We start from the raw sequence: 13,726 nt of genomic DNA, 5'->3' as shown, positions 1-13,726 counted from the left end.
CATTATTGTTCCATCTCTTTTTTCGTATTCTGCATAATTTTATAAGTATGATTATGCCCATCTAATACATCTTTATTTAGATTCTCATAACCTTTTAACAGCGCTTTTTTATCAAAATTACATGTTTGATTTTCATTGATAAATTTTTGATGAATAGCACTATAACAACTCGATACATCATCAACAAATTGATAGTAATCTGACAATGGCAATCCTGCCAGCTTTAATAGTTTTGGAGCAACAAAACTTGCAGCAATATAAGGTTGCTTCAAAGGCTTCTTATCTAATTTATAATTGCTCCATACTACAAACGGTGTCTGATAGTTTTTGAGATTAGTCCGGTCAGGATCATCTTTAAAGAATCCATAACTATCATAAACTTCTTGTAGATTCGGCAAATGATCTCCAAAAGCCACTAAAATTGTTGGTCGATCTACTGTTTTTAAATATGCAGCAAGCTCTTGCAACTTCTGGTTAGCACGCCCAGTTCCAGCAGTATAAGTACTTAACTTTTGCTTTTCATTTTCAGACAGCTCTTTATTAAATTTATAATTTTGCTTACCAAATCGATCATCGTTATACATCGGATGATTTTCGACTGTAATCGCATAAATAAACTTCGGTTGTTGTTCATTCTCTTCTAAAGTGGACTTAATCGAATCAAAAATAAGATCATCTGTAGCCCACCCTCCCAAATTAAAGACTGTAGAGCGATCTTTTTGTGCAATCATATTTTCAAGCGATATAAATTTATCAAACCCTAGGTCTGGATATACCTTATTACGATTATAATAATAACTGTAGTTATTATGCATTGCGACAGTCTGATAACCAATTGAATTTAAATAATAAGGTAGAGCATAAATTGGCTTTTTCAACTTAGAAACATATAACAATTCATTTGGGAAAAAAGTTGTGTTGAGGCTGGTAAGTACTTCAAATTCGACATTTGCAGTACCTCCACCAAAAGAAGGAGACAATAAATTAGACACTTGATTTTGATGAATAAAAGATAGTAAATCTTTTGGTAAACCACTATCTAAATGATGAGAATCCCAAAAAGATTCTTCCATCACGATAACAATGTTCGGATATTCCTTTTCATCCTCATCTAAAGATTGATCCAAATGATGCTGCTGCAAAATTTGTAGCATGTCTTGCTCAGATACTTTACGGTTAGGTAATAATACACTCGTTACATTATCCAATACCTTAGATACGTAAAACGTCACAAAACCATAATCTTGAATTTTCCGATAGTCCCCAATCCAGTCATTTCTGGTATTTGGAAACTCTTGTAAACTGGCGCAAATCATGGGTTTATTTTCAGAGAAACAAGCCCCAGTAGGATTTTTAATAAAATTTAAATAAATTAAGCCACTACCCAGCAATCCAAAAATAACAATATTGGGAACATAGGTATGAAAAGTCACTTTACTTTCTTTACGTATAGCAATCAGAAGTACAATAAGGAAGAAAATAATGAGCGTGAAAAAAATAAGCTGTAAGTGCCAAGGGGTGGCTTTCATTGCCTCTGGTAGCAAAAAAATATCTTCAGGGCTTAAATTACTAAATAAATATTGTTGCTTCTTTTTATTAATGAAATTTAAAAATATAACGAATAATTGGCTTAAAAAGAGTGCAGTATATTTACGACCTAAGACAATAAAAAAAAGTTGAATTACCGCATAATTAAAGAGAATTGAAAAAATAGCCTTTTCTGAAATCAAATAGCTATAAAACTTATGCCATGTCAGATTCAGATCCCATGCAACATATACACCTATACAGGTAGACAAAAAAGCAATAAAGATAAATAACAGTTGTTGGCGCAGAAAAACCATGACGACAAAAAGAGGCTAACAGGAGATTGTGGCGAATACTAGCATGAAAGTAGTCACTACAACTGTAGCCTCTTTTTAGAAAAGAGCTTTATCTCAATTCAATAAAGATAGGTAACTGATATTTAGAAAAATTAAATAATCAATTTTTATATCCTGTCGGATTTTGTTTTTGCCAATTCCAACTATCTTTTAACATATCTTCTAAACCATATTGCGGTTTCCAACCCAGCTCAGCAACAGCACGCGCATTATCGGCAAAAGAAGTGGCTACATCACCTGCTCGACGTGGTGAAAATTCAAAAGCTACAGCTACACCATTCACCTGTTCAAAGGTATTTTTAACTTGTAATACCGATGACCCATTACCTGTGCCAATATTCCATGCACGGCAACCTTGCGCTTTTAAACGGTTATTGAGAGCGCATAAATGCGCATTCGCTAAGTCAACAACATGGATATAATCACGTACACCTGTACCATCTACTGTGTTATAGTCATTGCCATAAATAGAAAGTTTTTCACGGCGGCCAACAGCAACCTGTGTAACGTAAGGCATTAAATTATTTGGAATACCTTGTGGGTCTTCACCAATACGACCACTTTTATGTGCACCTACTGGATTAAAATAACGAAGTAACGCAATCGACCATTTAGAATTAGAAACAGACAATTTTTGTAATAATTGCTCAACGATTAATTTAGTATAACCGTAATTATTACTAGGCATACCTGTAGGCATTTCTTCATTTAGTGGAGAAGTATTCGCTTCATCATATACTGTTGCAGATGAGCTAAACACAAGTGTATAGACACCTGCTTTCTCCATTGCCTTAACCAGTTGAATACTACCTGTAATATTATTGTCGAAATAAATAAGCGGTTTTTCTTGGCTTTCACCAACTGCTTTTAAACCTGCGAAATGGATCACTGCATCAATTGTATGATTTTGAAATACGCGATCAAGGTCATCTGCATTCCGGATATCCCCCTCTACAAAAGTTAAACTTTTTTGAGTGAGTTCCTGAACTCTATTTAAAGACTCTTCTGAACTATTTGAAAGATTATCAAAAACAATGACTTCATGACCTGCATTCAAAAGCTCTACGCAAGTATGTGAACCAATATAGCCTGCACCACCAGTAACCAGAATTTTAGCCATCTATTTTTCCTAATAAAATTTTAATCAAGCCACGCGTTGAAGCATCGAGTGCTGAAAGATCATTTTGGGCACCATTTAAAATCGGGAGTAACTGGTCAGCAATCTGTTTACCTTTTTCAACTCCCCATTGATCAAACGGGTTAATGTTCCAAATTACAGACTGAACAAATACTTTATGCTCATATAAAGCAATCAACATTCCTAAACTATAGGGATTAAGTTCTTTTAAAAGTAATGTTGAACTTGGCTGATTTCCTTCATACTGCTTGTAGATAGGTAAATTTCCTAACTCTTTCGCGTCTAAAGCTTCATTACCAAATGCTAATAAACGCGATTGTGCCAAACAGTTTGAAAGTGCAAGATGATGTTGTTCAATCAATGCTTCAGCATTTTCTACATATGTAAAATGATCTGAATTATAACGTTGCACAGGCGCGATAAAATCACAGCTTACAGCTTGAGTTCCTTGATGAAGCAACTGATAAAATGCATGCTGAGCATTCGGTCCAACTTCACCCCATACGATTGGACAAGTATCTAATTCAACTTTTTGCTCATCACGTTGTATAGATTTACCATTAGACTCCATTTCGAGTTGTTGTAAATAGGCAGCAAAATATTTTAGACGTCCATCATAAGGTAATACAGCATGGGTCTGAATATTTAAAAAATTATTATTCCAGACACCTAATAATGCCATAAGTACAGGAATATTTTGCTCAAAACTTGTATTTTGGAAATGCTCATCAACAGCATGGGCTCCAGCTAAAAGTTGCTGGAAGCCTTCTACACCAATTGACAATGCTATAGGTAAACCAATACATGACCAAAGAGAATAACGTCCACCAACCCAATCCCAAAGCAGTAATTGGTTTTCAGGAGCAATACCCCACTCTGACATTTTGTCAGCTTTTGTAGAAACACCAATAAAATGGCTTTTTACAACCCTTTCATGTTTCCCTAGCGCTTTTTCAAGCCACTGTCGAACTGTTTGTGCATTGGATAAAGTATCGATCGTACCAAATGACTTTGATGAAATAATAAACAAAGTTGTTTCTGGGCGCAGTTGATGCAGCAGGTCCGACAACTGACTACCATCCATGGTCGATACGAAATGGACATTGAGTGGCTTGGCTGTTTTTACTTTAAAATCCGATAATGCATGGGTCACCATTTGAGGTCCTAAATCAGATCCTCCTACCCCAATGTTAACGACATCTTGAATGACTTCGCCAGTAGTTCCACGATATTGTCCAGCATGGATTTTTTCAACCAAGGCATACATACGCTGCAATTGGCTATGAACATTTTTAGTTAATTCCGGAAATTTAGAATATTCTAAAGGTAAGCGTAAAGCCCAATGCATAGCCGCACGCTGTTCAGTACAGTTAATTTTATCTTGAGAAAATAACCGTTCAATCCAGTGACTCAATTGTTTAGTTTTTGCTAAAGCCACCAATTGTTCTAAAACATTTTTAGTTACGCGGTGCTTACTATAATCAAAAACCAATTGATCAAACTTTACAGAGTAGTTTTGAAACCGATCAGACTCTGTCGCGAATAATTCTTTTATATGTGATTTTGAATTTTTCTCGACTAAAGAATGGAGCTGCGCAATAGGTGAAACTAGCTCTTTAGGAAACTTCTCGATAGATTTACTCATAATCGACCTACTCCTTCATAAGCAAAACCTTTAGATTTGACATATGCTGGATCATAAATATTACGCCCATCCAAAATAAGCGGATGCTGCATGAATTGTTGTAACTGTTTAAAGTCAGGACTCCAATACTGCTTCCATGCCGTAACTAGACATAAAGCATGTGCCCCTTGTACTGCTTCATATTGATCAGCACATAAAATCAGATCTTCACGATTTCCATATAGACTTGCAATTTCATCAAGAGCTTGCGGATCATGTAAACGTACTTTTACGCCTTGAGCCCATAAAGCAGCCAATAAAATATGAATAGGTGAGTTATGTGTACTTGGAGTATTCTCTTTAAATGAGGCTCCCCAAATTGCAACAGTCTTTCCACTCAAGTCACAATGATAGTAGTTCCACAATTTACGGAATAAAATCTCTTTTTGTTGCTCATTAATCGCCCACACTTGCTCTAGAAGTCGACTTTTCACACCTGTTTCAGAAACCGTACTAGAGAGTGTTAAAATATCATGTGAAAAATTTTCACCACCAAATCCAACACCTGCCGACAAATAAGCTGCACCAATACGAGTATCGGCAGCTATGCCATGCTTTACATTAGCAATATCAATACCCAACTTTTCAGCAACTAGAGCAAGATCATTCATATAACTAATACGAGTCGCCAACATGCCTGAAATGCTGAGCTTGGTAAATTCGGCATCTAAAATCGGCATAAATAAATATTGATAGCTAAATCGGAAAAATGGACGCAATAATTCTTGCATTGTGTCTTGAGCAGAATTCGATTCAACCCCAACAATGACATGTTTTACATTGAGTACACTATTAATTGCATTACCCTCCTGAATCACATCAGGAAAATAGACCCACTCGTCTTTAGGTAAATGTTGCTTTAATTTTTCTGTCCCATGTAAACCAAATGTTGAACCATTAACCATTAACTTTGGATGAACAATTGGACGTTCACTTAACTTCTCAACTGTTTTTAAAGCTAGCTCTATTTGTGTTGGGCTAAAACAAAATAAATAAACTTCAATATCCAAAGGAATTTGAGAAAAGGGACTTTCTATTAAAAAACCTGCTTTTCTTTGTTTATTTAAATAATGATTAACTTCTTGATCTTGATATGAAAGTACAGATATATTTTCTTCACAGGTGACACTTGTACACCAATAGATCTGATTACCATATTCAGCTAGTAACGCTGCCATTACACCAGCGTGCAAGGTGGTTCCAAATACCGCGATTTTCATTGTACACCTGATTTTATTCTATAGAATTCTCTTCTCACTACGAGAAGAGAATATATTGAACCACTCATATCTTCATTATTTTTTACAAATACTTAAGTAGAGCTACAAATTTTATAATTTAAGTTCTTGAATCAACTGTTTAAAATCATTTCCCAATTTAGGATGTTCAATACCATAATGTAGAACAGCCTTTAAGTAACCAAGCTTACTGCCACAATCAAAGGTTTGCCCTTGCATACGATAAGCTTCAACCACATCAGTTTGTTGCAGCATGGCAATTGCATCTGTTAATTGAATTTCATTACCTGCACCTTTTGGTGTATTTTCAAGTAACTGCATAATTTTTGCAGGTAAAACATAACGACCAACAACAGATAAATTAGATGGTGCAGAACCAACCGCAGGTTTTTCTACAATACCCTGCATAGCTATACTTTTACCTTCATCTGGGCTTTGTAAAACATCAACAATACCGTATTGATCTACTAAGTGATCAGGCACTGCTTCTACCATTATTTGTGCAGATTGACTTTCATCATAACGAGAAATCATACGCGACAAATCATTCTGCCCCGAGCTATCTTTCACCAATACATCTGGTAATAGCACAGCAAAATCATCCAGTCCTACTACACTCTTTGCGCATAAGACAGCATGTCCTAAGCCTAGAGGCTGAGGTTGTCGTACACTAACAACACTCACATGAGAAGGAACAATTTGAGTAATCTCTGCAAGTAAATCAAATTTCTTTTTTTGGTTTAAAATAGTTTCTAATTCAAAATTTCGATCAAAATAATTTTCAATCGAAGCTTTCGAAGAGTGAGTCACCAAAATAATTTGTTCAATTCCTGCTTCTACCGCCTCACGAACTACATATTCAATAGCTGGACGATCAACAACAGTAACCATTTCTTTTGGAATTGACTTACTTGCGGGTAAAAACCGCGTTCCTAAACCAGCTACTGGTAAAACTGCTTTTTTAATCATAAGAAATATTTCAAGATATAAAATTTACTTTACAGATGAATCGGCATTTTCTTGGCCATCATTACCTTTAAACAAAGATGGTCCTACATGTCCTGGTGCATTAATACCCTCTCGTCTTGACATCACTTTGACTGTTTTAAACATAATTTTAAAGTCAACCCAAACATTGTGATTGTCTACATACCAAACGTCACATTTAAATCGCTCTTCATAATCCAGTTCATTACGTCCACTCACCTGAGCTAAACCGGTCATTCCAGGACGGACTTCTAGACGACGCGCTTGTTCTGGAGAATATAAAGCAACAAAGTCTTTTAACATTGGTCGAGGACCCACTACGCTCATATCGCCTTTTAGCACATTAATAAGCTGAGGCATTTCATCTAAGCTAGTAGAACGCAATTTCTGCCCAAATGGAGTAATACGAGCCTCATCTGGCAAAGGGTTTCCTTGCGCGTCAAAAGCATCCTTCATCGAACGGAACTTAATCATTTTAAATAGTTTTCCGTCCTTACCAGGTCTTTCTTGATAAAAGAATATTGGTGAACCTAGATTTTTACGGACCTTATAAGCAACTATCAGAAATATTGGCGACAGTACGGTTAGAGCTATTAAAGAAATGACTATGTCTACTAAACGTTTCATATTTTCATTCACTCATTTTTTAATATCTTTACGAAGAAAGGTATTATAAATTTTACCTAGCATATTTGCTGGCAACAGTCTAAACGCAGACCGTATCAGAAACAGCATATTAGCATATACAGGATTTTGTAACTTTAGTTGTTTTTTTAAATCTAGTAACTGTTTTTCACTTTTAATATATTGGAAACCTTTACGTCGTGCGTGCATACCATTACCAACACGAGCATATAGAAGGACGTCAGGTAAGTTCGCAACTTTATAATTATTCCCAATTACACGTAACCATAAGTTGTAGTCTTCCATAAATAAATGATGCTGATAACCTCCGAGAGATAAAATAACATCACGTTTGTACACAACGGTCATATGGTTAAAGGGACAACGTTTTTGTGCAAATTTTTTAATCTCGTCATGTGTTAAAGGCACAGACTTGATTACATCGGCATCAGTAATTTCTTGATTAAATTCCATTACTTGAGAACTAAATAAAACAACATCTGGGTTTTGTTTTATGAAAGCAAGTTGTTTTTCAAACCGATCAGATGTACAAATATCATCAGTATCCATACGAAAAACCCAATCAGCACTACACTGTTTTAGCCCTTCATTTAATGCCTTACCAAGCCCTACGTTTTGCGGTAACGCAACTACTTTTAGTTTTTCACCGATTTTAACTTGCCACTCCTGTACAGAAGTTGTGAGTTGCTCACCAATAGGCCCATCTAAAACTAAAACTATTTCACTTGGCTTCAAGCTCTGATTATCCCAAATGCTTTCAAAACACTTTTCTAGATATTCAGGTTTTTCTTTATGATATAGAGATAATAGAACCGAAAACATACAATTTTAACCTTCCAAAACCTTTTCAATCCAAACTTTTAAGATCTGTTCAGGCTGATATTTTTTAGCATTGATCAATGAATTTTGTGAGAATTGCGCCAACATATCTGGAGAGGAAGCAAGTTGTAAAATCGCATCTGCCAATGCCTCAATATTTTGGTTCTCAACCAACAAGCCATTTTTATGATTTTGAATAACATCACTTGGCCCAAAAGGACAATCATAAGAAACAATAGGTAAACCAAAGCTCTGCGCCTCTACTAAAACCATAGGTAAACCTTCATACTTAGACGACATTACAAAAAAGTCTGATTGTCTATATACCTCTTGCACATTTGATGTACTTCCTTTCAAAATAACGCGCTGTAGAGAGTTCTCCTCAATATAATCTTGTAGCATTTTTTTGTGTTCACCTTCACCATAAATATTAAGGTGCCACTCTGGTATCATTTGATATATTTTTTTCCAAGCTTTCAATAAATGAAGATAATTTTTCTGATCAGTTAAACGACCTATTGTTACAATTTGGTTACTACTCAGCGGAGATTCTAAAACAATAGGGAAGGGTGAAAAATTGGGGATAACAATAACTTTAGAATGAAATTTATCAAATTGCTCTTTATCTTGTTGTGTTAAAGTAACAACCTGATCAATCCACTTGTAAAAGAATTTACTTAAGATTTGAACTTTTTTAGGCCTACTAACAAAAGAGACATGCTCTAATGTAACCAATTTTTTGATTTTAGGTAAAAGAGCACATAATAAAGATAATTTACCCATATTATGTACAATCACCATATCATACGAACAAAGAGTAATATGTATCTTTAATTTTTTATAAAATTCAAAGAAGTTACCCGATATCGCTACTACATTTACATTATCAGAAACTGGATAAGCTGTATTATTTTTAAGAGACTCTCTGTTTAAGAGAGTAACATCATAATTAGCCATGAACGATAACTTGTTCACCAGTTCAATGGCAACACGTTCAGTTCCTGATTTGTTCTTTAAAGAATTAATTACAAAAAGAATTTTCATAACAATCTCAATATAAAGGGGTAAAATAATTATCGATCAAATAAGGAGCTTGAAAATTCAAAGTAATATACAATTGACAAAGCGAAATTATAAAAATGGAAATATAAACTAACACCTTATTGTTAAAAAGCTCATACATAATAAATGGAAACAAAATTACCTCAACGAAACCAAAAACTGTAGAGAAACGCCCACTCAAAATTGCAAAATCTGAAAATCCAATACGACAAGCAACAGATGTAATTAATAGAAACATTAAAAAAACAAAATAACGATTTAAATACATTTCTTTCTTAGAAAACCATAAAACAAAAATACACAGAATATAAGATTTCAAATTTGGTAAGGAAAATATACCCACAGAATAATTATAAGAGCTATAATAATAATCTTCTAATCTACCTGAAATACCCATTAAAACTGAAACAAAAACAAATTTAAACAAAATGGTTAGTATAAAAAGATATGGAATCGCCAAAATTAGAAAATTTCTTTTACTGATTTCAATTTTATTAAAAATAATATAAAATAAAAAAGATAAAGTAACTAGTGCAATAGATACTTGATGCATTAACATTGCTAGTCCAGAAAATACTATAAAAACAGAAAATTTTCTATCCTGAAATAAAGCAATAATAGCATATAAAGCTAATAGAACAGCTAAGCCCTGTCTCATCTGCATAAACTGCTGCATAAAAAAGAAGGGACCGGATGCATATATAAGTAATGATAATACACTAATTTTCTTATTAAATTTTCTCAAAATTAGATATAATACTAAAAAATTAATAGCCGAATAAATGGCAAATAGGAAATTTTCAGAATTCGTAAATAGCGATATAATATAAGCATACCAACCATAGCCTAACTCTACACCAGTTACCGAATAAAAATCTGAAAAACTTTTTAGATTATAACTATCAATATGCTTAAATATATAATAATATACAAAAGTATCTGGAGTATCTCCTCTATTAGCAACTATTAATATCAGAATACATGAAAGGAAAAAAAAGAAAGGAGCTCTTTTATCGATAACAAGCTTAGACATACTTTAGGCTATCCTCATCTAACAATTTTTCCCATAAATTAAGAATATTTAAAATATCATATGACTTAATACTTTCATGGATACTGTATCGATCTATTTTTTCTAATAAATTTAATTTATTATTAAAATCACTCACATCATCTTCTATAAAAAAACCATTTTCTCCATCTTTAATTATATTTAAAGGTCCATAAGGAGTTTTAAAACTTAAGCAAGGTATATTTCGAGAAATCGCTTCAAGTAAAACTAGAGGAAAACCCTCCAATCTAGAGGTCAGTATTAAAGCCAGGGCATCTTTATAAATAACATCTGGATCAACCTCACCCTTAATAATCTTTACACTCGCACTATAGCCATTTTCAATCACATAATCTCTAACTTCTTGTTCAAAATCTCCATGCCCATACATTTTAAGAATAACACCTTGATTTATTAAAGAGCTATTCACGAACAAATTAATAGCTTTAAATGGTTGTTTCTCTTCATTAAACCTTCCAACATACACTAGATATTTTTTATGATTCTCACTACTAGATATATAACTTAAATCAATTCCATTTGGAATCCAAACTGAATTAATACCATTTTTTTTATAATATTCTACATCTTGCGGGTTCAAACCTATCATTACATCTAGTTTAGAAAGTAGGAAATTACGAGTTTTTTGTATTAAAAAATTTTTTTCATATACAGTAGAAGTATGATCACACCCAATAACCTTTAATGTCTTTCTTTTAAATTTCAAAAAAGAGAATAATAAGGATAATGGCGGAGAAGATGTAATCCAAACAATATCATCTTCAATAATTGACTCGATATTCCTATAAGCCTCTTTAAACCAAAATATTTTATTTAATCCTGTATAGAAACTTGTGTTGTATTTCAACATATTTAAAGATTTTAAATGAACTTTAGCATCTAAATCATAAGCTAATTCATTAATTACACCACAGCTTACTATTTCAACTTGATACTTTTCTGTCAAATGATTAGCCAAATATGTAACCACTCGCAATACACCACCACGATCGCGCTTATCAAATGTCTGCACCACAAAAGCAATTTTTCTCATTTATTTTTAACACTCGCTTTCATAAAGTGAAACATAAATCTTAAAAAGTTTTTTGAAAATATCTGACTTGGATTTTCTAAAAACAGCTTATTAAATAAACCTAATGCATCTTTTTTATTTATATATAAATAGTCTGTTGCCTTTAACCATTGAATTTTTAAGTCAGCATATTTATATAGCTTATGATATGAAAAATTATCAATAACTTTCTTCCTTTCTATATTCATTACTTGAAAGTTTTTAGAAAAATTGTTTTCATGGTAACGATAATTTACTAAAACTTTATCAAGATAAACTAGACTATGGTTATTTTCAGTAAGCTTTAACCACATATACCAGTCTTCAATTTTTAAATCTTCTTTATAACCACCCACGGCTCGAATATGCTCAAGCTTAAGTAAAGCTGTCGGTGCAGGTAAATCAAAGTTATGTAAAAATATTTCATCGAATAGATATTTTTTCTCTTTCATATGGACCGTTTTTATTACGGAATTATAATTATTAATTAAATTATATCCTCCAAAGACTCCTACAATACTCGAGTCAGCACTATTTTTAAAAAAGTCAATTTGTATTTCTAGCTTATCCTTAAGCAACATATCATCTGAAGCTATAACAGAATAGTATTCTCCTTGACACCATTCTAATGCCTCATTTAAAGTTGCACTTAATCCTTTATTTGGTCGATTTCTGAACTCAAATCTAACAAATCTTTCTTTACATTGTTGGATCAAATTTTGTATTTTTTTGACAGATTCATCTTTAGATCCATCGTCAATAATAATAAGTTCAATATTTTGATAAGTTTGAGTGATGACACTTTGTATGCAATCTTGTACAAAATTTGCATGGTTATAACAAGGTATAACAATAGAAACTAAAGGTTGTTCATTGAATAGCATAATATTTTAACTCATTTTTTCTTTCAAAAGCTTAAATATAAATAAGCCCATGACACCCCAATATAAAGCGTAATTTACAAGGTGAGCCACTGAAACACCATCAAAACCCATTACTTTTGTAAATAAAATCGTAAATAAAATAGAGGTAAAAGCAAATACAATTTCTGTAATGATAAACAGTCTGGTCATAGCTTTACTTAACATTAAATATGCAAGTATCCAACTGCCAATTTTTAAAGAATCTCCAATCATTTGCCATAAAAACAAATCACGCATTGGTAGAAAACTTTTAGTAAACAATAAAGTAATAATCCAATCACGCAAGCTATAAATTATCAAACCACCGATGACAGCTAAAGGAAATATAAATTTATAACCCAAGTAAACTTCTGATTTGATTTCCTCAAGTCTTGATAATTCTGAAAGTCTTGGCAAATAATATACCCCTAATGTTGTAGTCACTAACATTAGATAGGCTGCACTTAAACGTATCATTGCTTCCCAGTAGCCAGCATAAGTTACACCATATTCATGAGTTAGATAACCTCGAATAGCCATTTGAGAAAGGGGTACACAGATAGCACTAACCAAGGCCATCAATGCAAAAGCAGCAAACTTTTTTGCTATGAATTTATCTATTTTTCCAAACAAATATGAAATTTTAAACCATTGGGCTTTATAGCATAAAAATAGGGTCGCTAAAAAAGCTAAGGACTGGTAAATTGAAAGTGCAACTAAAGCACCATATAAACTATATTTTATGGCTAAAAGGCTCGTAACCGCTAAAGAAAAAAGACTTCCCACAATATTTGCAATAACTAATCTTAAAACCTCTTTTTTTCCATTTAAAATGGCTAAAAAAAGTGCATTGAAGGTAAATAATGTCAGGAATACGGCAAACCAAACAAAAACTGTTTGATAAAGATCAGTATGAAAAATGTAAATAGAAAGTTGTTTTTGAAAAATTAGTATAATTAATGAAAAAACTAAGCTAAAAATTAAAACGATACTTCCTGCTGTCCTCCAAATATTTCGTTGTTTGAATTCATCTTCATAATACTCAGCAGTATATTTAATAACTGCCGTATTAATTGCACTCCCTGCAAAAGTTGTCACCATTTGTATAAAGTTTTGAAATTGACCGATAGCAGCATAACCTGCTGGACCAACATAAATAGCTAAAATCTTATTTAAAATAAACATCGTGGCTGTTTTAATCAAAACAGCCACGCTATTTAATATACTTGTCTTTAGTAGATTCAT

Annotated in this window: 12 protein-coding genes; all 12 read right to left on the bottom strand. The window is 33.0% G+C overall.

Going from position 1 to position 13,726, the window contains the following annotated elements; all coding sequences use genetic code 11:
- Positions 1-2 precede the first annotated feature (2 nt).
- On the bottom strand, positions 3-1,844 hold the full coding sequence (locus tag ABLB96_RS03065) for a sulfatase-like hydrolase/transferase (protein WP_348897237.1): 1,842 nt from the start codon (positions 1,842-1,844) through the stop codon (positions 3-5).
- Positions 1,845-1,983: 139 nt separating this feature from the next.
- On the bottom strand, positions 1,984-3,003 hold the full coding sequence (gene galE, locus ABLB96_RS03060; RefSeq protein ID WP_348897238.1) for a UDP-glucose 4-epimerase GalE: 1,020 nt from the start codon (positions 3,001-3,003) through the stop codon (positions 1,984-1,986).
- A complete protein-coding gene (pgi, locus tag ABLB96_RS03055) occupies positions 2,996-4,666 on the bottom strand; it encodes a glucose-6-phosphate isomerase (RefSeq protein ID WP_348897240.1) in 1,671 nt (556 codons plus the stop codon). Before pgi ends, galE begins: the two co-directional genes overlap by 8 nt.
- The gene (locus tag ABLB96_RS03050; RefSeq protein WP_348897241.1) at positions 4,663-5,925 is read right to left on the bottom strand and encodes a nucleotide sugar dehydrogenase; all 1,263 of its coding nucleotides are present in this window, start codon (positions 5,923-5,925) and stop codon (positions 4,663-4,665) included. Before ABLB96_RS03050 ends, pgi begins: the two co-directional genes overlap by 4 nt.
- Positions 5,926-6,036: 111 nt before the next feature.
- Positions 6,037-6,912, bottom strand: coding sequence for a UTP--glucose-1-phosphate uridylyltransferase GalU (gene galU / locus ABLB96_RS03045; protein WP_348897243.1), 876 nt, complete (start codon positions 6,910-6,912; stop codon positions 6,037-6,039).
- A gap of 24 nt (positions 6,913-6,936) precedes the next feature.
- Entirely contained in the window at positions 6,937-7,557 is a 621-nt protein-coding gene (locus ABLB96_RS03040) for a sugar transferase (protein ID WP_348897245.1), read from the bottom strand.
- A gap of 12 nt (positions 7,558-7,569) precedes the next feature.
- Entirely contained in the window at positions 7,570-8,397 is an 828-nt protein-coding gene (locus ABLB96_RS03035) for a glycosyltransferase (RefSeq protein ID WP_348888659.1), read from the bottom strand.
- 6 nt (positions 8,398-8,403) lie between these two features.
- Positions 8,404-9,438 carry a glycosyltransferase family 4 protein gene (locus ABLB96_RS03030; protein WP_348897246.1) on the bottom strand — a complete coding sequence of 345 codons (1,035 nt, stop codon included), beginning with the start codon at positions 9,436-9,438 and terminating at the stop codon, positions 8,404-8,406.
- Positions 9,439-9,445: 7 nt separating this feature from the next.
- Positions 9,446-10,489 carry an EpsG family protein gene (locus tag ABLB96_RS03025; protein ID WP_348897247.1) on the bottom strand — a complete coding sequence of 348 codons (1,044 nt, stop codon included), beginning with the start codon at positions 10,487-10,489 and terminating at the stop codon, positions 9,446-9,448.
- Entirely contained in the window at positions 10,482-11,561 is a 1,080-nt protein-coding gene (locus ABLB96_RS03020; protein ID WP_348897248.1) for a glycosyltransferase, read from the bottom strand. The genes ABLB96_RS03025 and ABLB96_RS03020 overlap by 8 nt, the downstream gene beginning before the upstream one ends.
- Positions 11,558-12,463 (bottom strand): glycosyltransferase, encoded by a 906-nt coding sequence (locus tag ABLB96_RS03015; RefSeq protein WP_348897249.1) that lies wholly within the window; start codon positions 12,461-12,463, stop codon positions 11,558-11,560. Before ABLB96_RS03015 ends, ABLB96_RS03020 begins: the two co-directional genes overlap by 4 nt.
- A 6-nt stretch (positions 12,464-12,469) precedes the next feature.
- Positions 12,470-13,726, bottom strand: a complete 1,257-nt coding sequence (locus ABLB96_RS03010) for an O-antigen translocase (protein ID WP_348897250.1) — start codon at positions 13,724-13,726, stop codon at positions 12,470-12,472.

Source organism: Acinetobacter sp. XH1741, assembly GCF_041021895.1.
Taxonomy (GTDB): Bacteria; Pseudomonadota; Gammaproteobacteria; order Pseudomonadales; family Moraxellaceae; genus Acinetobacter.
Note: the sequence above shows the minus strand (reverse complement) of the source record. Positions and strands in the feature narration are given on the sequence as shown.